The organism is Aeromonas sp. R4-2 (assembly GCF_040908295.1).
Lineage (GTDB): Bacteria > Pseudomonadota > Gammaproteobacteria > Enterobacterales > Aeromonadaceae > Aeromonas > Aeromonas veronii.
The window spans coordinates 176,833-201,797 of sequence record NZ_JBFODL010000014.1 but is presented as its reverse complement, the minus strand read 5'-3'; the positions used below and the strand labels follow the sequence as shown (position 1 = coordinate 201,797).

The 24,965-nt window shown below is 56.8% G+C and carries 26 protein-coding genes and 2 tRNA genes; 10 read left to right on the top strand and 18 right to left on the bottom strand.

Annotated elements, in window-relative coordinates; all coding sequences use genetic code 11:
- Positions 1-20 precede the first annotated feature (20 nt).
- The 10 genes from nusA to rlmE form a co-directional block, all read right to left on the bottom strand.
- Positions 21-1,523, bottom strand: a complete 1,503-nt coding sequence (nusA, locus tag AB5Y99_RS11435) for a transcription termination factor NusA (protein WP_005338808.1) — start codon at positions 1,521-1,523, stop codon at positions 21-23.
- Positions 1,524-1,537: 14 nt separating this feature from the next.
- Complete coding sequence (rimP, locus tag AB5Y99_RS11430) at positions 1,538-1,996, bottom strand: ribosome maturation factor RimP (protein WP_005338809.1); 459 nt, start codon at positions 1,994-1,996, stop codon at positions 1,538-1,540.
- A gap of 166 nt (positions 1,997-2,162) precedes the next feature.
- Positions 2,163-2,239: transfer RNA gene (locus tag AB5Y99_RS11425), tRNA-Met, on the bottom strand.
- Between the two features lie 92 nt (positions 2,240-2,331).
- Positions 2,332-2,416: transfer RNA gene (locus tag AB5Y99_RS11420), tRNA-Leu, on the bottom strand.
- Between the two features lie 7 nt (positions 2,417-2,423).
- Positions 2,424-2,750, bottom strand: a complete 327-nt coding sequence (secG, locus tag AB5Y99_RS11415) for a preprotein translocase subunit SecG (RefSeq protein ID WP_005338811.1) — start codon at positions 2,748-2,750, stop codon at positions 2,424-2,426.
- On the bottom strand, positions 2,751-3,515 hold the full coding sequence (tpiA, locus tag AB5Y99_RS11410) for a triose-phosphate isomerase (protein ID WP_323890734.1): 765 nt from the start codon (positions 3,513-3,515) through the stop codon (positions 2,751-2,753).
- A gap of 131 nt (positions 3,516-3,646) precedes the next feature.
- On the bottom strand, positions 3,647-4,981 hold the full coding sequence (glmM, locus tag AB5Y99_RS11405) for a phosphoglucosamine mutase (RefSeq protein ID WP_005338823.1): 1,335 nt from the start codon (positions 4,979-4,981) through the stop codon (positions 3,647-3,649).
- A gap of 15 nt (positions 4,982-4,996) precedes the next feature.
- Positions 4,997-5,842: a dihydropteroate synthase gene (gene folP / locus AB5Y99_RS11400; RefSeq protein ID WP_323890732.1), complete on the bottom strand. Its 846-nt coding sequence runs from the start codon at positions 5,840-5,842 to the stop codon at positions 4,997-4,999.
- A gap of 59 nt (positions 5,843-5,901) precedes the next feature.
- Entirely contained in the window at positions 5,902-7,848 is a 1,947-nt protein-coding gene (gene ftsH / locus AB5Y99_RS11395) for an ATP-dependent zinc metalloprotease FtsH (RefSeq protein WP_323890730.1), read from the bottom strand.
- Positions 7,849-7,893: 45 nt separating this feature from the next.
- Positions 7,894-8,523, bottom strand: a complete 630-nt coding sequence (gene rlmE, locus AB5Y99_RS11390; protein WP_005338828.1) for a 23S rRNA (uridine(2552)-2'-O)-methyltransferase RlmE — start codon at positions 8,521-8,523, stop codon at positions 7,894-7,896.
- A 97-nt stretch (positions 8,524-8,620) separates the two neighbouring features.
- Here rlmE and yhbY point away from each other — a divergent pair, with 97 nt between their 5' ends.
- Positions 8,621-8,917 (top strand): ribosome assembly RNA-binding protein YhbY, encoded by a 297-nt coding sequence (gene yhbY / locus AB5Y99_RS11385; RefSeq protein ID WP_005338829.1) that lies wholly within the window; start codon positions 8,621-8,623, stop codon positions 8,915-8,917.
- A 103-nt stretch (positions 8,918-9,020) separates the two neighbouring features.
- Complete coding sequence (locus tag AB5Y99_RS11380; RefSeq protein WP_115522502.1) at positions 9,021-9,602, top strand: PilZ domain-containing protein; 582 nt, start codon at positions 9,021-9,023, stop codon at positions 9,600-9,602.
- Between the two features lie 76 nt (positions 9,603-9,678).
- On the opposite strand, the gene greA is transcribed toward AB5Y99_RS11380, so the two are convergent.
- From greA to pomA, 3 genes are all read right to left on the bottom strand, one after another.
- Entirely contained in the window at positions 9,679-10,155 is a 477-nt protein-coding gene (greA, locus tag AB5Y99_RS11375) for a transcription elongation factor GreA (protein ID WP_005338833.1), read from the bottom strand.
- A gap of 156 nt (positions 10,156-10,311) precedes the next feature.
- Complete coding sequence (locus AB5Y99_RS11370; protein WP_139405724.1) at positions 10,312-11,205, bottom strand: flagellar motor protein MotB; 894 nt, start codon at positions 11,203-11,205, stop codon at positions 10,312-10,314.
- Between the two features lie 8 nt (positions 11,206-11,213).
- Positions 11,214-11,972 carry a flagellar motor protein PomA gene (gene pomA, locus AB5Y99_RS11365; RefSeq protein ID WP_005349525.1) on the bottom strand — a complete coding sequence of 253 codons (759 nt, stop codon included), beginning with the start codon at positions 11,970-11,972 and terminating at the stop codon, positions 11,214-11,216.
- Positions 11,973-12,183: 211 nt separating this feature from the next.
- Between pomA and xseB the strand changes: the two genes are divergently transcribed.
- From xseB to dxs, 3 genes are read left to right on the top strand one after another with little or no spacing between them, the layout of a single operon-like run.
- Positions 12,184-12,435, top strand: coding sequence for an exodeoxyribonuclease VII small subunit (gene xseB / locus AB5Y99_RS11360; RefSeq protein WP_040068599.1), 252 nt, complete (start codon positions 12,184-12,186; stop codon positions 12,433-12,435).
- Positions 12,436-13,326 (top strand): (2E,6E)-farnesyl diphosphate synthase, encoded by an 891-nt coding sequence (ispA, locus tag AB5Y99_RS11355; protein WP_368209731.1) that lies wholly within the window; start codon positions 12,436-12,438, stop codon positions 13,324-13,326.
- Positions 13,327-13,347: 21 nt separating this feature from the next.
- Entirely contained in the window at positions 13,348-15,216 is a 1,869-nt protein-coding gene (dxs, locus tag AB5Y99_RS11350; protein WP_368209730.1) for a 1-deoxy-D-xylulose-5-phosphate synthase, read from the top strand.
- A gap of 133 nt (positions 15,217-15,349) precedes the next feature.
- Here the strand turns inward: dxs and ushA are convergent, their stop codons facing one another.
- Positions 15,350-17,074: a bifunctional UDP-sugar hydrolase/5'-nucleotidase UshA gene (gene ushA / locus AB5Y99_RS11345; protein WP_368209729.1), complete on the bottom strand. Its 1,725-nt coding sequence runs from the start codon at positions 17,072-17,074 to the stop codon at positions 15,350-15,352.
- Positions 17,075-17,342: 268 nt separating this feature from the next.
- Between ushA and AB5Y99_RS11340 the strand changes: the two genes are divergently transcribed.
- The 3 genes from AB5Y99_RS11340 to AB5Y99_RS11330 all read left to right on the top strand — a co-directional run bounded on the left by AB5Y99_RS11340 (position 17,343) and on the right by AB5Y99_RS11330 (position 19,150).
- The gene (locus AB5Y99_RS11340; protein ID WP_005349520.1) at positions 17,343-17,687 is read left to right on the top strand and encodes a DUF2956 domain-containing protein; all 345 of its coding nucleotides are present in this window, start codon (positions 17,343-17,345) and stop codon (positions 17,685-17,687) included.
- Positions 17,688-17,831: 144 nt separating this feature from the next.
- Positions 17,832-18,167, top strand: coding sequence for a hypothetical protein (locus tag AB5Y99_RS11335; RefSeq protein WP_005358483.1), 336 nt, complete (start codon positions 17,832-17,834; stop codon positions 18,165-18,167).
- 113 nt (positions 18,168-18,280) lie between these two features.
- A complete protein-coding gene (locus AB5Y99_RS11330; RefSeq protein ID WP_368209728.1) occupies positions 18,281-19,150 on the top strand; it encodes a hypothetical protein in 870 nt (289 codons plus the stop codon).
- Between the two features lie 54 nt (positions 19,151-19,204).
- Here AB5Y99_RS11330 and AB5Y99_RS11325 read toward each other — a convergent pair whose 3' ends face one another.
- Together AB5Y99_RS11325 and fkpA are read right to left on the bottom strand one after the other, a co-directional pair.
- Positions 19,205-20,611: a sigma-54 dependent transcriptional regulator gene (locus tag AB5Y99_RS11325; RefSeq protein ID WP_236348689.1), complete on the bottom strand. Its 1,407-nt coding sequence runs from the start codon at positions 20,609-20,611 to the stop codon at positions 19,205-19,207.
- A gap of 151 nt (positions 20,612-20,762) precedes the next feature.
- Complete coding sequence (fkpA, locus tag AB5Y99_RS11320; RefSeq protein ID WP_106842305.1) at positions 20,763-21,566, bottom strand: FKBP-type peptidyl-prolyl cis-trans isomerase; 804 nt, start codon at positions 21,564-21,566, stop codon at positions 20,763-20,765.
- A 118-nt stretch (positions 21,567-21,684) separates the two neighbouring features.
- Here fkpA and AB5Y99_RS11315 point away from each other — a divergent pair, with 118 nt between their 5' ends.
- Positions 21,685-22,653, top strand: a complete 969-nt coding sequence (locus AB5Y99_RS11315) for a hypothetical protein (protein ID WP_021230804.1) — start codon at positions 21,685-21,687, stop codon at positions 22,651-22,653.
- A gap of 14 nt (positions 22,654-22,667) precedes the next feature.
- Positions 22,668-22,883 (top strand): SlyX family protein, encoded by a 216-nt coding sequence (locus AB5Y99_RS11310; RefSeq protein WP_005335285.1) that lies wholly within the window; start codon positions 22,668-22,670, stop codon positions 22,881-22,883.
- 126 nt (positions 22,884-23,009) lie between these two features.
- On the opposite strand, the gene AB5Y99_RS11305 is transcribed toward AB5Y99_RS11310, so the two are convergent.
- Together AB5Y99_RS11305 and AB5Y99_RS11300 are read right to left on the bottom strand one after the other, a co-directional pair.
- On the bottom strand, positions 23,010-23,951 hold the full coding sequence (locus AB5Y99_RS11305) for an ABC transporter permease (RefSeq protein ID WP_019445927.1): 942 nt from the start codon (positions 23,949-23,951) through the stop codon (positions 23,010-23,012).
- Between the two features lie 4 nt (positions 23,952-23,955).
- Positions 23,956-24,930 (bottom strand): ABC transporter permease, encoded by a 975-nt coding sequence (locus tag AB5Y99_RS11300; protein WP_005349514.1) that lies wholly within the window; start codon positions 24,928-24,930, stop codon positions 23,956-23,958.
- Positions 24,931-24,965 lie beyond the last annotated feature (35 nt).

Here is a 24,965-nt window from a genome sequence, read left to right as displayed (position 1 = left end):
TCATTTTCCTCCGTTTGATCTTACTCGGACTGCTCTTCTCCGAACCAACAGATATTGCGAGCAGCCATAATGAGCTCACCTGCCTTCTCGGCAGTCAGCCCTTCAATATCAGCAAGGTCATCGATACCTTGCTCAGCCAAATCTTCCAGGGTGCCCACGCCACGGCCCGCCAGAGCGTAAGCCAGTTCGCGGCTCAGACCGTTCAGATTGAGCAGCTCTTCGGACGGCTCAACACCATCGAAAGACTCTTCTTTGGCCAGTGCCTTGGTAGTCAGGGCATCTTTGGCGCGCTTGCGCAGCTCTTCGACCATGTCTTCATCCAGACCGTCGATAGCCAGCAGCTCGTTGACCGGTACAAAGGCGATCTCTTCCAGGGTAGAGAAGCCCTCTTCCATCAGCAGACCGGCGAAATCGTCGTCGATATCCAAAGTGCTGGTGAACAGGTTCATGATGCGGTCGTTTTCGGCCTGGTGCTTGGCACGCATGTCCTCAACGGTCATCACGTTCAGCTCCCAACCGGTCAGCTGGGAGGCCAGACGCACGTTCTGACCATTGCGACCGATGGCCTGAGCCAGGTTGGCAGCTTCCACGGCGATATCCATGGTGTGGTTGTCTTCATCAACGATGATGGAAGCCACATCGGCAGGTGCCATGGCATTGATCACGTACTGGGCCGGGTTGTCATCGTACAGCACGATGTCAGCGCGCTCACCGCTCAGCTCGGCGGAGACAGCTTGCACACGGGCGCCACGCATGCCGATACAGGCACCGATCGGGTCGATACGACGATCGTTGGTCTTCACCGCGATCTTGGCGCGGGAACCCGGATCACGGGCCGCGCCCATGATTTCGATCATCTCTTCACCGATCTCCGGTACTTCGATACGGAACAGCTCTTTCAGGAAGTCCGGGCTGGAACGACTGACAAACAGCTGGGAACCACGGGCTTCCGGGCGTACTGCGTAGAGCAGGCCACGGACACGGTCGCCCGGGCGGAAGGTTTCACGCGGCAGCATGTCATCACGGAAGATCACGGCTTCAGCATTGCTGCCCAGATCCAGGATGACGTTGTCGCGGTTGCTCTTCTTGACCACACCACTGATGATGGTGCCTTCTTTATCTTTAAACTGATCAACTACTTGTGAACGCTCGGCTTCGCGCACTTTCTGCACGATAACCTGCTTGGCGGTCTGGGTAGTGATACGGTCGAAGGTCACAGAGTCGATCTGGTCTTCAACATACTCACCGATCTGGATTTCCGGCTGATCAATTTGTGCCGCTTCCAGGGTGATTTCAGCATAGGGGTTCTCCATCGCGGCTTGATCCGCAATTACTACCCAGCGGCGATAAGTGTCGTAGTCACCGGTCTTGCGATCGATTTCGACCCGGACTTCAATCTCGCCTTCATATTTCTTCTTGGTCGCAGTCGCCAGCGCGGTTTCCAGAGCCTGGAAGATCTTCTCGCGGGGTACCGCTTTCTCGTTGGATACTGCGTCAACGACCAGCAAAATCTCTTTATTCATATCCGATAGCCTCGTTAACCAAAGTTCGGCACTATGTTCGCTTTTTGGATATTGGTGAAAGCCAACACGTCGTCCTTACCATCTACTGTCAGGGTGATCATGTCGCCTTGCACAGCTTTGATTACGCCTTTGAACTTGCGGCGGTTGTTTGTTGCCATCCGAAGCGTTACCGCCGCCTCTTGGCCAACGTATTTTTCGAAATGGGCAACCTTGAACAGGGGACGATCCAGGCCGGGGGAGGATACCTCGAGGTAATACTCCTCGGTGATGGGATCTTCGACGTCCATGATGGCGCCAACCTGATGGCTGACCTCAGCACAGTTCTCGACAGTCACACCCTGCTCGCCGTCGATATAGACACGCAAGGTGGAGTGTTTACCCGCACGGATAAACTCAATACCCCAAAGTTCAAAACCCAAGGCAACGACCGGAGCCTCGAGCAGATCGGTCAAACGTTGTTCCAACGTAGCCAAAGTCACCCTCCGAAAAACAAAAAAAGGGCATAAAGCCCAGATAGATATCGATTCAGAGTAAATTGCACATAACAAAAAGCCCCGATGTCAAATCGGGGCTTGGCGCTTTACCCTGATTGTCGCCTCGCAGCGACCGCCTTCCTGAGCGTAGGAAATGCGTGAAATTTGGTTGCGGGGGCCGGATTTGAACCGACGACCTTCGGGTTATGAGCCCGACGAGCTACCATGCTGCTCCACCCCGCGTCCGAAATCGTGCGAGATTATAGCCACTTCACTCTCTCGATACAAGACTGACTGGCTATAATACACTCGGTTTCCCGAGCTCACTGCTTAATTGGTGCCGTGGGCGGGACTCGAACCCGCACACCCTAGAGCACTACCCCCTCAAGATAGCGTGTCTACCAATTCCACCACCACGGCAAAACTCTTACTCGGGAACGTCAGTATCTTTCTTCACTGGCGCTTTGGTCTGCTCAACCTGTTGGGTTTGTTGCAGATTTTCCCATTCACTACCCTGCTTTACCTTGTTGCTGGACATAGATCCGAGCACCAAGCTGATAACGAAAAACAGAGTAGCCAAAATTGCTGTTGTTCGGGTCAGGAAACTGCCTGAACCACCGGAGCCGAATACTGTGTTCGATGCCCCTGCGCCGAAGGAGGCGCCCATATCAGCCCCTTTACCTTGCTGAATCATCACCAGACCAATCAGAGCCAGTGAAACCAGCAGATAAACGACTAAAAGAATCTCGTACATTTAACTTGCACCCTTTGCCGCTTCAACAATTCCTAAAAACGCATCGCTATCGAGGCTTGCTCCGCCAATCAGTCCGCCATCAATGTCGGGCTGTGCAAACAAATCTCTCGCGTTGCTCGGCGTTACGCTCCCACCATAGATGATTCTAACTTTCTCACCTATTACCGGAGTATCCTCCGCCAAGCGACCACGTATAAAGGAATGAACCTCTTGTGCCTGCTCGGGTGTGGCGCATTTACCTGTACCTACAGCCCAAATCGGCTCGTAGGCGATGATAGCATTATCGAAAGCCATCGCGCCATTTTTCTCTATGACGATATCCAGCTCTTCAGCGATCACCTCGAAGGCTCTTCTCGCCTGCCTCGCCGCACCTGATTCACCTAAACATAGGATGGGAATCAAGCCTGCCGCTCTGGCTGCCGCAAACTTCTCTGCGACGATAAAACTGGTCTCACCAAAGAGACGCCTGCGCTCGGAGTGCCCTACCAATACGTAACGACACCCTGCCTCAACCAGCATCTGACACGAGATTTCTCCAGTGTAAGCGCCAGTAGCGTGCTGACTCACATTCTGAGCCCCCAACTTTATTACCTTCTGCTCATTGAGCAGTGAAGCGCTAAAGTCGAGATGCACATGGGAAGGACAGAGAACCACATCTACTTTTCCGTCAAAGCCCTTGAGGCACTGACTCGTAAACTGCTCTAACTGCGACCTACTACCGTGCAACTTCCAGTTGGCTGCTACAAACGGCTTGCGATGTCCCATCGGCAACTCCCTTGCGAAAGCGGTGCTGATAATATCCAGAGGATGCTCAGCTGACAAGTGCTATTTATAAATTTTTGAATCGTTTGAACAAGATACAACCAGGGCGGCCAAAAAGCCGCCCTGGTTGTTCATTAAAACGCCGATTCAACCTGCTTGGCGATGCGCTGAGCCATATCACGCACCTGCTGTTCATGCTCCCCTTCGACCATGACCCGGATCAGCGGTTCGGTACCTGATTTACGCAACAGTACGCGACCACGGCCAGCCAGCTCCTGTTCCACCTTGGCAACCTCAGCCATGACAGCATCCGCGGCCAGCGGATCCTTGCCTTCGGCAAAACGAACATTCACCAGCACCTGCGGGAACTTGCTCATGCCGGAGCGCAGCTTGGCCAGCGGCATCTCGGCACTGCGCATGGCGGTAAGTACCTGCAAAGCGGCCACGATGCCATCACCCGTAGTGGTTTGATCCAGACAGATAATGTGGCCGGAGTTCTCGCCACCGATACGCCAGCCCTTCTCTTCCATCATCTCCAGCACATAGCGGTCACCCACCTTGGCACGGGCAAACGGAATGCCTAGGGTTTGCAGCGCCAGCTCCAGACCCATGTTGGCCATCAGGGTGCCGACGACACCACCTTTGAGGCGACCATTGCGCAGGGCATCGCGCGCGATGATATAGAGCACTTCATCACCGTCGATGAGATAGCCGGTATGGTCAACCATGATCAGACGGTCGCCGTCACCATCAAAGGCAACCCCCAGATCGGCCTTGCACTCCAGTACCTTGGCAACCAGAGCGTCAGGCGCAGTCGAACCGACACCATCGTTGATATTGAGACCATCCGGGGCACAGCCCATGGTGATCACTTCAGCGCCCAGCTCGCGGAAAACCGAAGGCGCAATGTGGTAAGTGGCGCCGTGGCCACAGTCGACCACCATTTTCACCCCATCCAGATTCATGTGGGAGGGGAAGGTGCTCTTGCAGAATTCGATATAGCGACCAGCAGCATCATCAATGCGCACCGCTTTGCCAAGTTCGGCCGACTCGACACACTTGAGCTCGTGATCCAGCTCGGCTTCGATAGCCAGCTCGACATCATCGGGCAGCTTGGTGCCATCGGCGGAGAAGAACTTGATGCCGTTGTCGTAGAAGGGGTTGTGGGAAGCACTGATGACGATGCCAGCTTCGGCACGGAAAGTGCGAGTCAGGTAGGCAACCGCCGGCGTGGGCATGGGCCCCATCAGAATGGCTTTAAGGCCTGCTGCAGAGAGCCCCGCTTCCAGCGCGGATTCCAGCATGTAACCGGAGATGCGGGTATCTTTGCCAATCAGCACCTTTTTGGTGCCCTTCTTGGAGAGCACCTTGCCGGCAGCCCAACCCAATTTCATTACAAAATCAGGGGTGATCGGGTATTCGCCAACCTTGCCGCGTACCCCATCGGTACCGAAATACTTTCTTGCCATTGTCTGTTCTCTTTATTATCTGGAAATAAAATCTTGTCCCGTCATTGCCAGCCAACCGACGCGCAATGCGTCCATGGTCTCCCGTACATCGTGTACCCTGATGATGCGGGCCCCATGCTGCATGCCGATAAGGGCGCATGCCAGACTGCCCGCCAGACGCTCATCCACCGGACGGCCCAGCAGGTTGCCTATCATAGACTTTCGCGACATCCCCACCAATAGCGGCAAGCCATAATCAAGCAGTTCCTTTTGAGCCGCCAACAGCTGATAGTTGTGTGCAAGGGTTTTGCCAAAGCCATATCCCGGATCCAGCAACAGCTCTTCACGACGGATCCCGACCGCCAGACAAGCCGCAATACGCTCATCAAAGAAGGCGCGTACCTCCCCGATCAGGTCGTCATAGTGCGGCTCGACTTGCATGGTTCTCGGCTGCCCCTGCATATGCATCAGACAGACCGGAACCCGCGCTTCGGCCGCGGCTTGCAGTGATCCAGGTTCTTGCAGTGCCCGCACATCGTTGATCAGATGGGCACCCACCTTGCAACCCTCCCGCATCACAGCCGCTTTGGAGGTATCGAGGGAGATCATCACATCCAGCTCACGGGCCATCTGCTCCACGACAGGAATGACCCTGTCCAGCTCCTCCTGCTCGCTCACATCGGGCGCACCAGGGCGGGTTGACTCGCCACCGATGTCGATGAGGGTCGCACCGTCAGAGACCATCTGGCGCGCATGGGCCATTGCCCGTTCAAGCTGGTTGAAATGGCCGCCATCGGAGAAGGAGTCGGGCGTCACATTGAGGATCCCCATCACATGGGGACGATCGAGGGAGAGGCTAAGCCCCTTGCTGGTTAACTGCATTTTCACGTCCATCTGATAAAGAAAAACCCCGGGCAAGCCCGGGGTTTGGAGAGTCACGATTATTTGGCCGGAGCGTCGTTGGCTTTGTCGATAGTGACATCCGCCACCGGTGCAGCCTCATCGACAGGCTTGGCCTCGGCAGCCACGGTGGAACCGCCTTGCGGGGTATCACCGTGCTCGTCATGCCAATTGCTCGGAGCACGAACCTCGCGACGCGCCATCAGATCATCGATCTGTTTGGCGTCGATGGTCTCGTACTTCATCAGCGCATCTTTCATGCTGTGCAACACATCCATATTATCCAGCAGGATCTGCTTGGAACGGGCGTAGTTGCGGTCGATGACCTGCTTGACTTCGGCATCGATCACGCGAGCTGTATCGTCGGACATGTGCTTGGCCTTGGCCATGCTGCGACCGAGGAACACTTCACCATCTTCTTCCGCGTAGAGCATCGGGCCGAGACGCTCGGACATACCCCACTGGGTCACCATCTTGCGTGCAATGTCGGTCGCTCGCTCGATGTCGTTGGAAGCACCAGTAGAAACCTTCTCGGCACCGTAGATCAGCTCTTCTGCCAGACGACCGCCATACAGACTGGAGATCATCGACTCCAGATGCTGCTTGGAGTGGCTCCAGCGATCCTGCTCCGGCAGATACATGGTCACACCCAGCGCACGACCACGCGGAATGATGGAGACCTTGTAAACCGGGTCATGATCCGGAACCAGACGACCAATGATGGCGTGACCGGCTTCGTGATACGCAGTCATCTCCTTCTCGGACTCTTTCATCACCATGGAGCGGCGTTCCGCACCCATCATGATCTTGTCCTTCGCCTTCTCGAACTCGGCCATGGAGACCACTCGGCGGCTCTCACGGGCAGAGAAGAGGGCAGCTTCGTTGACCAGGTTCGCCAAATCCGCACCGGAGAAACCGGGGGTACCACGGGCAATCAGTGCCGGATTGACGTCATCCGCCAACGGAACTTTGCGCATGTGCACTTTCAGGATCTGCTCGCGACCACGGACATCCGGCAGACCGACCACCACCTGACGGTCGAAACGGCCCGGACGCAGCAGTGCCGGATCCAGTACGTCAGGACGGTTGGTGGCAGCGATGACGATAATGCCTTCATTGCCTTCAAAACCATCCATCTCGACCAGCATCTGGTTAAGGGTCTGCTCACGTTCATCGTGACCACCACCCAGACCGGCGCCACGCTGGCGACCGACCGCATCAATTTCATCGATGAAGATGATGCAGGGAGAAGATTTCTTGGCCTGTTCGAACATGTCACGCACCCGGGAGGCACCAACACCGACGAACATCTCCACGAAATCGGAACCTGAGATGGTGAAGAACGGCACCTTGGCCTCGCCCGCAATGGCCTTGGCCAGCAGGGTCTTACCGGTACCGGGAGGACCAACCAGCAGCACACCGGTCGGTATCTTGCCACCCAGTTTCTGGAATTTGCTCGGGTCGCGCAGATAGTCGACCAGCTCCTTCACCTCTTCCTTGGCTTCATCGCAACCTGCAACATCAGCAAAGGTGGTCTTGATCTGATCTTCGCTCATCAGGCGAGCCTTGCTCTTGCCAAACGACATGGCACCTTTGCCACCGCCGCCCTGCATCTGACGCATGAAGAAGACCCAGACACCGATCAGCAGCAGCATCGGGAACCAGGAGATGAAGATAGAGGTCAACAGAGACGGCTCTTCCGGCTTCTCGCCCATCACTTTGACATTGTGATTGAGCATGTCGTTGAGCAGCTGGGGATCCGGCGCAGGGATGATGGTGGTGAATCGTTCACCAGTACGCTTGACGCCATTAATGACCTTACCGTCCATCCGCACTTCACGGATCTGCTCTTGGGTCACCTCTTTAACGAAGCTGGAATAGTCCAGCTGGCGACTGGTGGTATCGCTGGGGCTGAAGCTATTGAACACCGACATCAAAACGACGGCGATGACCAGCCACAGGATTAAGTTTTTCGCCATGTCACTCAAATCAGTAACCTCGCAGACTGACAGTTAACGATGAAGGTTAGGGTACTACAGTTTAAAACCGGTAGCCACAATGTAGACTTCCCGTGATCTGGCGCGGGATGAGTCTGGTTTACGAATTTTGACAGCGGAGAAAAGTTTACGAATTTCATTGAGATAGGCATCAAAACCCTCTCCCTGAAACACCTTCACTACGAAACTGCCGTCACTACGCAATACCTGATTGCACATGTCCAGAGCCAGCTCGACCAGATACATGGCGCGAGCCTGATCCACCTGCTGGGTACCGCTCATATTGGGCGCCATATCAGACATCACGACATCGACCTTGTCGGGACCCACTCGTTCCAGCAAAGCGCCGAGTACAGTTTCCTCTCGAAAGTCCCCTTGCAGGAAATCGACACCAGCAATGGGATCCATCGGCAAAATGTCACATGCGATGACGCGACCCGAATCACCAACCTGTTCAACCGCGAACTGGGACCAACCACCGGGGGCTGCACCCAAATCCACTACGGTCATGCCATGTTTCAGCAAGCGATCCTTGCCCTGGATCTCGTCAATCTTGAAAACAGCACGAGAACGCAGGCCCATTTTCTGGGCTTTTTTGACGTATTGATCGTCGAAATGTTCTTTTAACCAGCGAGTTGAACTGGGGGAACGTTTTTTCTGGGTCATGATAATCGACTTTAAAAAACCACAAGGGTTATTAGTATTAAGGGCTAAGTGGGGGTAGAATACGCCCCTTTCAACCCTGACTTATGAAGAAATTGCGATGATTCTCAACAATAAACAGAAACAGTACCTCAAGGGCCTTGCCCATAGCCTCAAGCCTGTCGTCCTGCTGGGTCAGCATGGTCTGACCGAAGGTGTACTGGCCGAGATCGATCTGGCACTGAACCATCACGAGCTGATCAAGGTTAAGGTTGCCTCTGAAGATCGCGAAATGAAACAACTGGTTATGGATGCTATCGTCCGTGAAACCGGTTCAATCAAGGTGCAAAGCATGGGTCATGTGCTGACCATTTATCGTCAAGCCAACGAACCCAAAATCCAGCTGCCCCGCAAGTAAAAGGAAAGAGCATCGCTCTTTCCTTATTCCACTTCTTCCCGAGTCGCTTGCCAAAGTAGTCGCAAAGCCCTTAACCTGCGATGAATACTTCCGGACACGCATTATGGCTCACCATCCTATTCTGACCGACGATGAGCTGGCCATGCTGCGGGACTTGGGGAGCAATCAGGACACCCATGTTCTGAGTGGTCACCTCGATGCCCCCATGCTTGGCTTGCTGCAAAAAGCCGAACACCTTGTACTCGAAGCCCGCTTCGCTGGCCATCAGCTGCGTTTTCCCCTGAGCTTTACACAAGGGGAAGATGGCTTCGTCGAGCCCCGCTTATCTGCACCGGTCATCAGGGAGCTGGGGTTTGCGCAACCGCGCGCCTGGCGTCTCACCCAAAAAGCCAAGCTATGCAGCGAACTGGGCCTGTTTCAGGTACTCAGCCTCTCCCTCAATGGCCTCATCGTGGAAAATTTGCCAACCGACATGGTGGCCGATACCCCCATCAACGGCGAGCTCTGCATCGAGCAAGAGCCCCCTCTTCCACTGCAGGGACGACTGGTAAGGCGCATCAAAGCCAATGCCGACCATGCCACCTGGGCGCTGAGCTTTCAGATGAGCGAGAACAACATCGAACGGCTGCGCCACTGGTTGTTTCAGCGCCATCAGGACGCCTTTACCGAGGCGTATCTGTCCTGATTTTTATCAATAATCACATAGATAAAGACAAACAGGGGAGCGCCAGCCCCCCTGTTTCATCGTCTGTAGCATTCGCTTAGATATAAGCGACTTCCAGCACTTCGTATTCCACATCACCGCCCGGCGTCTTGACGATTGCAACATCGTCCACTTCCTTGCCAATCAGGGCGCGGGCAATGGGGGAGTTGACAGAGATGAGGTTCTGTTTGATATCAGCCTCATCATCACCCACGATGCGGTAAACCACCTCTTCCTCTGTCTCGCTCTTGAGCAGAGTCACAGTCGCGCCAAAAATAACGCGGCCGTTGTTGGTCATCTTGGTGACATCGATCACCTGCGCATTGGAGAGCTTGGCTTCAATCTCCTGAATGCGGCCTTCACAGAACCCCTGCTGCTCGCGAGCGGCATGGTATTCGGCGTTTTCCTTCAGATCGCCGTGCTCACGGGCATCGGCAATCGCTTCGATAATCTGGGGACGAAGCTCGGTCTTGAGATAATCGAGCTCTTCGCGCAGCTTCTCAGCGCCGCGAACAGTCATCGGAGTATGATTCATAGTCGAAACCTGGGTTGCTTGAAAATAGAAACTGCGGCCATCTGCAAGGAGGCCGCAGCAATCGGTTCGGATGAGGCATCTTAATATGAAGCCAACACAAAATCCACGTCAGCCCCCTGATGCAGATCCCACTTGCGTCATCGGCATTCCCTTCGCTTACTTCCCTTCCGGTACGGAAATGGGGGCCGAAACGGTCGGTTTGCCCTGCATGATGGCGATCTCCACTCGCCGGTTCATCCGACGATTTTCCGGGGTGGTATTGGGCACCAATGGTTGGGAGTCCGCCATCCCCTGCACCACCAGTCGCCCCTGATCAAAACCGGGGACCTTCAGCATCTGGTGCGCCACCGCCACCGCCCGTTGCGACGACAACTCCCAGTTGGACTGGAACAGCTCATCTTCGGTCGCCACGTTGTCGGTGTGACCGGAGATGGTGATTTCACCCGGCACATCCTTGAGCAGGGTCGCGACCTTGCGAATGACCGGCCAAAACTGGGGCTGCAGAAATGCCGAACCGGCCGGGAAAGACGCTTTTTCCCTGATCCGGATGATGATCTGCTGGCCCAGCGCCTCAATTTCGATGGCACCGTCCTGGATCTGATCTTTCATCTGCTCGGCGAGGGCTTTGGCCAGGGTATTGGACTGTTCTTGCGCCTTCTTCGCATCCTGCGCGGTATCGCCCCCCGTCTGTTTGCCATCACTCTTGTCCTGACCACCGGCCTGATCCGCCTCACCGGGCAGAAACTCCAGTTCGGTCTGGGTCAGATCGATGGTCTGCTGCATCACGGTATCAATCGGCGTGGGTTCCGGGCGACCGGGCCTGAACTCCTGGGCAATCACCGAGGTTCCCTTGGGAATATCTTTCACCTCAAGGATGTTCTGTACCCCGAATGCCTTGTCCATGGAACCGGCTATCTGCTTGAACTTCTGCACATCCATCTCGGCAAAGGAGAGCAACAGCACGAAGAAGCACATCAGCAGCGACATCAGGTCGGCAAAGGTTCCCATGTAACCAGGAAGACCTGGTGGTGGGCACTTGCAATCAGACATAGCGCCCCCTATTCGGTGCCGGTATTACGTTTGGACTGGTTCAGATAGTTTTGCAGCATGGACTGGATCACCCGCGGATTCTGACCATCCTGAATCCCCATAATGGCATCAAGGATCAAGGTACGACTGAGCTTCTCCTCCCCGCTGCGCAGCTCCAGCTTGTCGGCAATCGGGATCGCCAACATATTGGCCTCTATCGCACCGTACAGGGTGGTAAGCAAGGCCACCGCCATCGCCGGCCCGATCGACTTGGGATCACTCATGTTGGCCAGCATGGCCACCAGACCCACCAACGTACCTATCATCCCCATGGCAGGGCCCAGATCCCCAAGGGTACGGAAGACCTTGATGGCAATGACATGGCGCTCGGCTGTCAGGTCGATATCCTTTTCCATCACGGCGCGCACCACTTCGGCATCGTGACCATCCACCAGCATGTCGATCCCTTTTTTCATAAATGCATTGGGGATCTCTGCGGCCTCCAGCGCCAGAAAGCCCCCTTTGCGAGCCGCGTCAGCCAGTTCAACGGCTTTGGTAATCAGGTCTTCAAGCTTGTCGCCCTTGTACATAAAGGCTTTGCCCGCCACCTTGAATGCCATCAGGAACTGGCCAAGGTTGAACTTCATCATGGCGATGAAGATTGAGCCCAATACAGTGATGTAGACCGATGGCATATCAACATACATGCTCATGGGGCCACCCAGCAGCATGCCGTACACCACCACCCCGAAACCCAGCACTATCCCTATCAGACTGCCTAGATCCACGTCCCTACTCCTGTCACCGGTTCTTATGTCTATTTATAGTCTGTTGAATTTTCTGCTATTGCGACCCATGCGGCAAGCATGCATCCACTGAGAATGATGGCTCATTATCGGCCAGTTTAGCGAGAGTTTGAGGGGGCGATGCTTTTCTGCCTCCCCCCTGTGGACGGTCGATGTTAATATAAGCCGTTTTTTTCAATCCCCGAGGATGGACATGGCCAGTAAAAAAATCGACCGTCTGAGTTTTGATGCCACTCTGGAAGAGCTGGAAACCATCGTTCATCAGCTGGAACAAGGTTCCCTACCCCTGGAAGAGGCACTCAAGCAGTTCGAGCAGGGCGTTCATCTGGTACGGGCCGGTCAGCAGAAGCTGGAACTGGCCGAACAGAAGATCCAGATCCTGCTCAGTCAAGCCGATGGCAGTGACCAGCTCGCCACCTTCCAGCCAGAACAAGGAGAGGAGTGAGTGGCGCTGGACCATTTTTCCCGTCTGCATCGTCAGCGTATTGACGACTGTCTGTCAGCACAACTTGAATCCTTGCCCGCCATGGCGCCACGCCTGCGCGATGCCATGAGTTATGGCCTGCTGCTGGGCGGCAAGCGGGTTCGCCCGTTTCTGGTCTACGCGGTCGGCGAGATGCTGGGCGTCAAGAGCGAACTGCTGGATGGCCCCGCGGCTGCCGTGGAGTGCATCCACGCCTACTCCCTGCTGCACGATGACCTGCCCGCCATGGATAACGACGACCTGCGTCGTGGTAAGCCAACCGTTCACAAGGCGTTTGACGAAGGAACCGCCATTCTGGCCGGTGATGCGCTGCAGACCCTGGCGTTCTCCATTCTCGCCGATCACCCCATGCCCGACTCCTTGATGGCCAACCGGGTGCGGATGCTGAGTACCCTCGCCCGCGCCTCCGGCTATCTGGGGATGTGTGGCGGCCAGGCGCTGGATCTGCAGGCCGAAGGGCGCCAGATCACGCTTGCCGAACTGGAGCAGGTACACCGCCACAAGACCGGTGCGCTGATTGAATGCGCCGTGGCGCTCGGCGCTCTGTGCAAAGCCGATGTCGATAACGCCACGCTGGCTGCCCTGCAAACCTACGCCGCTGCGATTGGCCTCGCCTTTCAGGTGCAGGATGACATCCTCGACATCACAGGTGATACCGCCACCCTGGGCAAGCCGCAAGGTTCTGACCTGGCGCTGGAGAAAAGTACCTATCCGGCCCTGCTGGGACTCGAAAATGCCCGTGAGCTGGCTCGCGAACTGCATGGGAAAGCCTTAACAGCCCTGCAATCCTTGCCCTACAATACCGACATTCTGGAAGCGTTTGCCGATTACATCATCGAGCGAACCCACTAAACGCTGGATAACAGTAACAATATGAGCGTTGATATTAGCAATTTCCCCAACCTGGCCCTCGCGGACACTCCGGTCGAGCTGCGTTCCTTGCCCAAAGATCGGCTGCCGGTGCTGTGCAACGAGCTGCGCGAATATCTGCTGCGCTCTGTCAGCCGCTCCAGCGGACACTTTGCCTCCGGTCTCGGCACGGTCGAACTGACCGTGGCCCTGCACTACGTCTACAACACCCCGTTCGATCGGCTGATCTGGGACGTGGGCCATCAGGCCTATCCCCACAAGATCCTGACCGGGCGCCGTGACCAGATCCACACAATCCGGCAGAAGGATGGCCTGCACCCCTTCCCCTGGCGTGGCGAGAGTGAATACGACGTGCTCTCCGTCGGCCACTCCAGCACTTCCATCGGTGCGGCGCTCGGTATGGCGGTCGCCGCCGAGAGTGAAGGGCTGGGTCGCAAGGTCGTTGCCGTGATCGGTGATGGTGCCATTACCGCAGGTATGGCCTTTGAAGCGCTCAACCACGCCGGCGATGTCCATAAAGACATGCTGGTGATCCTCAACGACAACGAGATGTCCATCTCCGAGAATGTCGGGGCGCTGAACAACCATCTGGCCCGGGTCATGTCCGGCAAGCTCTACACCACCATCCGCGAAGGCGGCAAGAAGGTGCTGGCGGGGCTGCCGCCGGTCAAGGAGCTGGCCAAACGGGCCGAAGAGCACCTCAAGGGGATGGTTGTGCCCGGCACCCTGTTCGAGGAGTTCGGCTTTAACTACATCGGCCCCATCGACGGTCACGATATCGAGGCACTGGTCGAGACCCTGCGCAACATGCGCAACCTCAAGGGCCCGCAGCTGCTGCACGTCAAGACCAAGAAGGGCAAGGGCTACGAGCCCGCCGAAAAAGACCCTATCGGTTATCATGCCGTGCCCAAGTTCAATCCGGACGAGTGCGCCCTGCCCAAGGCGAGTGGTGCCAAGCCCACCTTCTCCGCCATCTTCGGCCAGTGGCTGTGCGACATGGCGGCCAAAGACGAGAAGCTGGTTGGCATCACCCCTGCCATGCGTGAAGGCTCGGGGCTGGTGAAATTCAGCCAGCAGTATCCGGATCGCTACTTCGATGTGGCCATTGCCGAGCAGCACGCGGTCACTTTTGCTGCCGGTCTCGCCATCGCCGACAAAAAGCCGGTGGTCGCCATCTATTCGAGCTTCCTGCAACGTGCCTACGATCAGGTGATCCACGACGTAGCGCTGCAAGAGCTGCCGGTGCTGTTCGCCATCGACCGGGCCGGTCTGGTGGGCGCCGATGGCCCCACCCATCAGGGGGCGTTCGATATCAGCTTCCTGCGCACCGTGCCCAACATGGTGATCATGACCCCCTCCGACGAGAACGAATGCCGTCAGATGCTCTATACCGGCTATCGCCATCAGGGGCCAGCTGCGGTGCGCTACCCCCGTGGCAGCAGCCTGAGCGATGCCCCCATCTCGCAGGAGATGCAGGCGCTGGCGCTTGGCAAGGGACTCATCATTCGAGAGGGCAAAGGCACTGCCATTCTGGCGTTTGGCACTCTGCTGCAACACGCCAAAGCGGCGGCCGAAGCACTCGATGCCACCCTGGTGGACATGCGCTTTGTCAAACCGATGGATGAGTCACTGGTGCTGTCGCTGGCGGCCAGCCACGATCAGTTCGTCACCATCGAAGACAACGCCATCATGGGCGGCGCCGGTTCGGCGGTGAACGAACTGCTGATGCGCAGCAAGCAGTGCAAGCCGGTGCTCAACCTTGGCTTGCCGGATCGCTTCGTGGAACAGGGTACCCAGCAGGAGATCTATGCCCTGCTCGGTCTGGACGATGCTGGCATCCAGCGCAGCATCGAAAGCTGGCTGCAAGCCTGACGAGACACGATGTGATGCAATAGACAGGAAAATTCAGTAACGGTTCGAAAAAATCCCCGGGTAATGCCCGGGGATTTTTTTAAGAAGACAGCAGAGTGTGACTACTGTTGTGACGATACCGAATCGACAGCTCTTAGTTACACCCTTCGGCAGATGTTGAGTTCAGATAGGTCACCTCATTGGACGGTTGATAATCGGCCACGTTGATCACCTTCTTGATCTCGATGAACTCTTTCAGCACGGCAGCATCCACCAAACCGGCGTTGATGGTATCGATCTTCGGATAGCCGTCACCACCGGAGGCGCTGAAGCTCGGGATCGCGAAGCTGTAGGTTGCTGCCGGATCAAACGCCTTGCCACCGATACTGGTGATATTGACGCTCTTGGCCTGGCAATCCACCGCCATGTTGATACCGCCAAACTGGGCATAACCACCGGTATTGCGGGTCTTGCTTGCCACCTGGCCCAGATAGGTCGCCAGCTCGCTTCCCTTCATGACAGCCTTATTGACCGTGTTGCCAAACGGGTGTACCAGCAGCACGCTGCGGTAGGTGATATCACCGGCCGGGATGCTGTCACGGACACCGCCAGAGTTGACGATACCAAAGTCGACACCCAGCTTGCTGCTGGTCGCCGTGGTGATGAGGCGACCCAGGTTGGTCTGCTTGTTGCGAACCGAGTTGCGATCACCAACCAGCAAGCCATCTGCCGAGCCAATGACGACATTCAGCTCTTGCTGACCTTTCTCCTGGTAACCCAGCAGGGTGTTATACAGCTCGGGATCCTTGGTGATCTCGTCCTGTACGAACTGCATCTTGGCCGGATCCTTGGTTACGGCGCCGTTGGCATCGATCGCCTCGCCCTTGGCGTTGCGCTTGATCAGGTTGACCGGGATCAGGTCATAGCTGGTCAGGGTCAACTTGCCATTCTGGTACTCAAACTGGGCACGGCCCACATACTTGCCCCACTCGTGGGCCTGCATGATCCAGGTGCCGTTTTGCTGGTCCGGTTGGCAGTTATCACCCGGTTTGAAATTGGCGTACTTGTTGGTGGTACCCGGTTCCATACAGACCGGATTCTGGGAGTGGCCACCAATGATGGCATCCAGAGTCCCTGCCGGCAGAGCACGAGCCATCTCTACATCACCCGGCGCATTGCTGCCGTGCTGACCATTCTCGTAATGGCCCATGTGAGTGATGGCGAAGACCAGATTGGCCTCCTTGTTGCTGCGGATCTGCTGGCCCAGTTTGGCCGCCTCGCTGGTCGGATCGCGGAACTCCAGGGTTTGCACGTTGTTGGGATCCACCAGCTGGGCGGTATCCTCGGTGGTCAGGCCCAGTACAGCGACCTTGAGACCGCTCTCCAACTTGAACACCTTGTAGGGGTCAAAGTAGTGTTTACCGCTGGCCTTATCATAGATATTGGCCGAGAGCATGGGGAACTGGGCCCACTTGCGCTGCTTCTCCAGCACGCTGAGGGGGTTGTCGAATTCATGGTTGCCCACTGCCATGGCATCGTAGCGAATGTTGTTCATCGCCATGAAGTCAGGCTCGGCATCCTGCAGATCTGACTCCGGCACCCCAGTATTCACATCACCACCGGAAAGAACCAGTACGTCACTGCCAGCAGCCTTGGCATCGGCACGCAGCTGTTCGACCAGAGTCTTCTGGGCAGCCATACCATACTCATTTTCAGCGTTGTGCCAGAAACGGCCGTGGGTATCGTTGGTGTGCAGTATGGTCAGTTTGCAGACATTTTCGGTGCAGGGTGCAACGGTGTCATTGGTCGAGGTATTACAGCCAGTCAGTGCAGCAAGCACGGCCAGTGCCACGCCGCCTTTGATAAAGTTATTATTCATTTCCATATCACCTTGATTGTTTTGTTATTTATCAACCCTGTCCAGCGGGTCGGGCGCCAATATAACAAACAACAGATGACCGTTTTTCATCGATGACTCACAAATTCTGCTAATTGTGATCTTCGGCCCAACATCCGGCTTCCTGCTGATTTATCAGGTTTTTTGTTGAGCAGTCACTCACTTGCTCCCCTCCCGCACCAAGGAGGCGCCACCCGGACGCGCCTTTATGGCATACTCCCCAGCCAGCCATGTCCGAGGAGATGATTTGATGGCCAAGTACGACAAGATTTCCCCCGAGACCCAGCAGGAGGCGATGAAAATTGCCCGTGCCAACCAGAAGCCGGGGCAGACCAAGGAGCAGACCCAGCTTATCGCGCAAGGGATCCAGAAAGGCATCGACGAATACAAGAAACAGATGAAGGCGCGGGCCCGTGAAGCGAGCCGCCAGAAAAAATTGCAGGCCAAAGCCAGGCAGCCACAGGGCGCACCCCAAACCGAAGAACAAGATGATCAGCTGGAGCTGGTTGAAGTAAGCCATCAGCATCCCCTGCCCTGGATATTGCTGGTGCTGAGCTGGCTGGGATTTGCTGCAGCCTGGTTCTGGTTGCACTAAGAGTGCGCTAGCAAACCTTTATCCGGGATCCTCTTCACAGCCCGGACCCGGGCTGCTGGTGATTACCTGCGAAGAGTGATTAAATCCCGCGCCTCTTGCACCGGACTCCCTGTTTTTTGACGATCAGTTTTCAGGAAAGATGTTATGAACCCCGCTCCGCTCTATCTGCTGGCCCCTTTTGTTCTGTTCCTTGTGACCATGCTGCTCTATCGCATTTCGCCGCTGCGGGCGGTCGCCGCCGGTGGGGTACGCTGGTTTATCCTCCCCGCCTTCACCCTGTTTATTTTACTGATCATCATCAACGGTGCCGCCGATCCCGCCCTGCGCGATCCGGCATTCCACTGGTTGATGCCGGGCCTTGGCTTTGCCCTGAGCCTGTTTCCGGCCCTGCCCAAGGCGCTGGTGCCAAGGCTCGCCATCAAGGAGGGTGCCTTCGCCGCACTCGGTCTGATGCTGATGAGCCTGGCCATGGTCTACTGACCAACCGGCCACAGCAGTTAGCATGCTGCAAGGGGCGCTCTGTGACGGGCGCCCCTTGTACAAACAATGGCCTGCAGGCATCTTGGTGACAGGATAACCAGCAAGGAGGCCAAATGGACAATCCGCCCGATTTCATGGCGCTGTGGGATTATCAGGATCCCGCCGCCAGCGCCCTGCGTTTTCATACCCTTCTTCCCGAAGCGCGCGCCGCTGCCTACCTGCAACTCGAACTGGAGTTGCTGACCCAAATTGCCCGCACCCATTCACTGCAGCGCCAGTTTGCCGAAGCCCATCAGCTGCTCGACGAGATAGCGCCCCGCCTCACCGATAAAACCCCCAGAGCCCGGATCAGGGCCCTGCTGGAACGAGGCCGCACCTTTAACTCGGCGGGTGACAAAGCCAGTGCCAAACCGCTGTTTGAACAAGCCTGGCAATGGGGGCTCAAGGAGAAAGAAACCTATCTCGCCATCGACGCCGCTCACATGATCGCCATCGCCGCACCACTGGAAGAGCAGAGCCGCTGGCATCAACTGGCGATGGAGCTGGCGGAACGCAGCAGTGACGAGAAGGTGCGTGGCTGGCTTGCCCCCCTTTACAACAATCAGGGCTGGACCCTGTTCGAATTGGGCCGCTTTGATGAGGCGAAAATCCAGCAACAGAAGTGCCTGGCCTGGCATCTGCAGCATAACCAGCCGGCCAAGGCGTTTATCGCTCGCTGGAGTCTGGCTCGCCTGACCCGGGCCCAAGGTCAGCACCAGCAGGCACTGGCAGAGCTGCACCAACTCAAGGTTGATATGGCCGAGGCAGGCGAACCTGAGGATGGTTATCTGTTCGAGGAGCTGGGGGAGAATGCCTTGGTGCTCGACGATCCGCTGGCCGCGGAATACTTTTCCCGCGCCTGGTTTCTGTTGTCGCAGGACCGCTGGTTCAGCGCCAACGAGGGGGAGCGACTGGCCCGCCTCAAGCGCCTCGCCAAACTCTGATCCCCAAAATAGAAAGGGCGGCACACTAGCCGCCCTTTCTGCTAGCAAGATGGTTCAGGCCCGATTGGACTCTTCCCACCCCTGCTTTTTACGGTAAATGGTGGAGGGGCTGATCTCAAGCAGTGCCGCCGCCTTGGGAATGTTGCCGTCACAGCTGGCGATGGCCTGTTCGATCACCTCTTTCTCCACCAGCCAGAGCGGACGAATTGGCCCGTTGGCCGCCCCGGTGGCGGCCGGAGCCGATGCCACCGCTGCCGCAATCGCAGCCGGCAGCTGGGGGCGAACCCCATTGAGTGGTGGCGGCAGAATATCCGGGCTCACCAACTCCTTATCGTTGAGCACCACAATATTGCGCACCACGTTCTGCAGCTCGCGTACGTTGCCAGGCCAGGGGTAGTCAAGCAGCACTCGCGCCGCCTCGACATCGAAATCCTTGAAGCGTTTGTTCTCCTCCTTGGCGTAGCTTTGCAGCAGGGTGCGCGCCAGCAGCAGGATATCCTCACCCCGCTCCCGCAGTGGCGGCAGGGTAAGCGGAATGACGTGGAGCCGATAGTAGAGATCCTCGCGAAAACGGCCCGCTTTCACCTCCACCAGCGGATCCCGGTTGGTGGCGCAGATAAAGCGCACATCCACCGTCTCGAGCTTGCCGCTGCCGACCCGCTGCACTGTGCCGGTCTGGATAAAGCGCAGCAACTTGCTCTGCAGATCCAGGTCCATCTCGCAGATCTCGTCGAGAAACAGGGTACCGCCATCGGCCAGACTGGCCGCCCCCTTGCGATCCCCCTGCGCACCGGTAAAAGAGCCCTTCACATGACCGAAGATCTCGCTCTCCATCAAATCATGGGGAATGGCGGCGCAGTTGAGGGCAATAAAGGGCTGTTCGCTGCGGGGACTGCACTGGTGAATCGCCTCGGCACACACCTCTTTGCCGGTGCCGCTCTCGCCAGTGATAAAGACGGTCGCCTTGCTGGGCGCCGCACTTTCGATGATGCGATAGACCGCCTGCATCGACATGGAGGCGCCGATAAAACCGAAGAAGGAGCTACGCTCGAAGTTCTCCCGATAGTGGGCAACCAGCGAGCTCAACTGCTGATGTTTCAAGGCATTGCGAACGGTGGCGCAGAGCCGCTTGCTGTCAAACGGCTTGGTCAGAAAATCGAAAGCACCGAGGCGCATCGCCTCCACTGCCACATCCACCGAACCATGGGCGGTGATCACCACCACAGAGCAGGGCAACTGCTGTTCGGTGATCATTTGCAGAATATCCATACCGGACATATCCGGCAGCTCCAGATCCAGCAGCACCACGGGGGGAGGACTTGCCAGCAACTGTGCCAACGCTTGCTGACCACAATCGGCCAGCACTACCTCGTACCCCTCCTGGCGCAGGTACTGTTCATAGACCACCGCCAGACTACGGGTATCTTCCACCAGCAGGACACGCGATTTATTTTCAGCCACTGGACTCATCCTTGTATTTGATTCTGCGATCTATTTTGCCTTATTTTCGCGCGCAAACCCAACGCCAAGACAGCTCTGTTATCCCGCGATTGCAGGGAATACACAAGTAAAAACGGCTCCTTAAGGAGCCGTTTTTCACTACAAGAAAAGATTACTTCTTGGCATCGTCTGCAGTCGGCTTCTCGATAGCCAGCAGCTCAACGTCAAACACCAGTACGGCATTCGCCGGGATGGAGCCTGCACCGTGCTCGCCATAGGCCAGCTTGGACGGCAGGAAGAACTTGAACTTGGAACCAACCGGCATCAGCTGAACGCCTTCGGTCCAACCCGGGATAACCTGGTTGAGCGGGAAGGTAGCCGGCTCGCCGCGATCGACGGAGCTGTCAAACTTGGTGCCATCGGTCAGGGTACCGGTGTAGTGCACCTTGACGATGTCGGTAGATTTCGGCTTGGCGCCAGTGCCCATCTTCTCGACCACGTATTGCAGGCCGGATTCAGTGCTCTTCACACCCTCTTTCTTGGCGTTGGTAGCCAGGAACTCTTCGCCCTTCTTCAGATTCTCAACGGCGTCTTTCTCGGCCTTGGCCTTGGTCAGCTCGTTGATCTTGGCGTCGTAATCCTGCAGTACCTTCTGGATCTCTTCATCAGTCATCTTGGCTTCTTTGCCCAGACCGTCAGTCACCCCTTTCAGGATCACGGCGTTGTCCAGTTTGATGCCCAGTTCCTGCTGACGCTCCAGGGTATTGGCGATGTAACGACCCATGGAGAGGCCAATTGCGTAGCCAGATTGCTCTTCAAAGCTCTTGGCTTCGGCCTTGGTCGCCTCTGCCGGCTTGCTGGCTTCTGCCTTCACTTCGGCGGTATTGGCCGCAGCAGGCTTCTCGTCTTTTTGGCAAGCAGTCAGACCGACGGCAACGGCCGCCGCCAACAGGGACACCTTCAGAAATTTGTTCATCAGTTTCTCCAAACTCCAAATACCGCTCTCGGTTCCATCGTGAAATGAGAGGTTTATCGTGATAAGCGCCTTATACTAACGCCGTGATCGCAGGTAACAAAAGCGTGAGACCGCAAAAATGATAAAAAGTGCCATTTATCTGGTGAGCCTCTGTTTAATGCTCACCGGTTGCGAGCAGAGCTCCCAACCCAACCAGCAAATGACTCTCGCCAGCACAGGTCTGCTGACCGCAGATCTCTCCAGTGATGGCAAGCAGGCCATCGTCTCCAGCATCAGCCAGGGCATCATCGTCTGGGATCTGGAACAGAACCGTCAACGCTGGCGCTGGAAGCAATCCGACTCGGCGGATGATCTGGTATTCATTACCCGCTTTTCCGAAGGCAACAGCCATGCCGTCACCGCCACCCCAGACACCTTTGCTACCTGGCGGCTGAACGACGGGCAATCACAAGGCTACTACTCACTTCCTGAATCCAGGCTGAGGGACATCGCGCTCTCTGCCGACGGTCGTTATGTGCTGATCGGGCGGGAAGATGGCAAAGCTGAGTGGCTCGACACCCGAAGCGGCCGTCGCCTGCAGTTTCTGGGGCACACCGAACAGGTCAATACGGTGGATCTCTCCGCCAACGGTCGCTACGCCCTGACCGGCGGCAACGACTACAGCGCCTATCTGTGGGATACCCGTAGCGGGCAGGTGATCTGGCGCTTCAACCATGGTGGCCGGGTGATCATGGCCAGACTGGAGCCGAGCGGCCGCTACGCCTTCACCGCCGACAGCAGCCGGGCCAGCATCTGGGATCTGAAAACCGGCAAGGAGGTGAGTCAGCTGCAATATGATCACCGCTTCGAGGTCTACACCAGCGCCCGCTTTGCCAACGATGGCAAGTGGCTCATCACCGGCGCCCCTTCCCGTCAGCTCTCCCTGTGGCAAGTGAGCGATGGTGCCCTGCTGCAGAGCTGGCGCGTCTCGCCGCAACCCAAGGTGAAACCGCCCAGCGCAGTGGTCTACGGCGTCGCTTTGCGCGACAATAGCCACCTTGTCAGTGCCAGCTCCAGTGGTCTGGCCGAAATCTGGACAATCAAGTAAGGACCCGAAGGCCCATGAGTCAGCAACTTAACGATCGCATCGAAACCCTGGAAACCCGTCTCGCCTATGCGGAATACACCATAGAGCAGCTCAACGACGAGGTAACCACCCAGGGCCGTGAACTCGATCGACTCAAATACCAGATCCAGCTGCTGATCGACAAACTGCAAAGCGTACAGCCCAGCCAGATTGCCAGCATGGCCGAAGAGACCCCGCCACCGCACTACTGATGGGTGTGCAATCAACAAGCTGTCTGCTCAAGACCAATAAAAATCCGAAACCGGCTAAACCGGTTTCGGATTTTTTTATCCAAATGCTCTGACAGCTGCGACTCGGCGCTTCAGAATCAGCCCGCGTTAACCTTTGTAGATCTTGGGGTTAAACACATCCCGCAACCAGTCACCCAGCAGGTTGATGACCAGCACCAGCACCACCAGACAGATACCCGGGAAGGCGGTGATCCACCAGGAGCCGGAGAAGATGTAGTTGAAGCCGACGCTGATAAGCGAACCGAGCGAGGGCTGATCAACCGGCATTCCCAGACCCAGGAAGGAGAGCGCCGCCTCGCTCATGATGGCGTTGGCCACCTGCACAGTGGAGATGACCAGAATGGGCGACAAACAGTTGGGCAGAATGTGGCGGAACATGATGCGCGGGGCGCGGAACCCCATCACCTTGGCCGCTTCCACATACTCCTTCTTCTTCTCCGCCAGCACAGAGGCGCGCACGGTACGGGCGTACTGCGGCCACTCGGCGATACCGATGATCACCACCAGCATCATGATGGCGAACTTCGAGTAGAACTCGGAGCCAAATGTTGCCTGAAAGATGGCGGAGATGATGATCGCCACCATCATGGTGGAGAACGACAACTGCACGTCGGCAAAGCGCATCAGCAGGTTGTCGATGCGGCCACCGAAGTAACCGGCAATCAGACCGATGACGATACCGAGCACCAGCTGCAGCGCCACCGCAAACAGGCCGATGGTGAGGGAGATACGGGCGCCATAGAGGATGGTGCTCCAGATATCCCGCCCCTGGTTGTCGGTGCCGAGCCAGAAGCGCTCCTCGCCACCTTCGAGCCAGGAGGGGGGCAACTCGGCATCCATCAGATCAAAACTGGTCTGGTCATAGACGTTGTGCGGGGCGAGCCAGGGCGCCAGCAGCGCCGCCAGCACGAACACCACAAACACCGCAAAGCTGAACATGGCTACCTTGTCCCGCAGGAAGTAGTAGACGATGTCAGAGTTCTTGAATCGTGCCCAACGGCTTGGGCTTGCAGTTACAGCATTAGTCATGCGCTTACCCCTTGGCAGTCAGGTTAACGGTCGGGTTGATCAACCCGTAGAGCAGGTCGACCAGGGTATTGGTCACCACGAAGATCAGTCCCACAAAGATGACGTAGGCGGTGATCAGCGGCGTATCGACCCGGTGGATCGCCTCAAGGAACAGGAAGCCGGTGCCCGGCCACTGGAACACGCTCTCGGTCAGGATGGTGTAGGCCACCATGGTGCCGATCTGCACCCCGCCGACGGTAATGACCGGCAGCATGGTGTTCTTCAGAGCGTGTTGATAGTAGACCTTGTTGTTGTCCAGCCCCTTGGCGCGGGCGAATTTGACGTACTCGGAGGAGAGCTGCTCCAGCATCTCGGAGCGCACCAGCCGGATAAACAGCGGCAACATGATGGAAGAGAGCGATACCGCGGGCAGGATCAGGTGCAGGATGCCGTCCCAAGTGAAGAAGCCCGACTCCCAGCCCAGCAGGTTACGGGTCTCGCCGCGGCCATAGGCAGGCAGCCAGCCCAACTGGATGGAGAAGAGGTACATCAGCATGATGGCGGTCAAAAATACCGGGATCGAAATGCCGATACTGCTCCCCGCCATGATGATCTTGGTGGGAATGCTGCGCGGGCGGATCGCCGAATAGACACCGAGTGGAATGGAAACCACCACGATGATGAGCGCGGCAGCAAACACCAGCTCAAGGGTAGCCACCAGCTTGTCGAGGATCACCTCGAGAGCGGGTCGCTTGAAGAAATAGGAGGTACCCAAATCCCCATGCACCGCATTTTTCAAAAAGCGGCTGTATTTGATGAGGAAGGGATCGTTAAGGCCCATCTTCTCGCGCAACTCGTGACGCTGGGCTTCGGAGACGGATTGTCCCACCAGCTCGCGCAACGGGTCACCCAGGTTGTCCTGGATGGAGAAGGCGACCAGGCTGATGACGAACATCACTATCACGGCCTGATAGAACCGTTTCAGCAGGAATGTAAACATGCTTGTCCTTCTACGTGGCCTGTGTCGTGGCACAG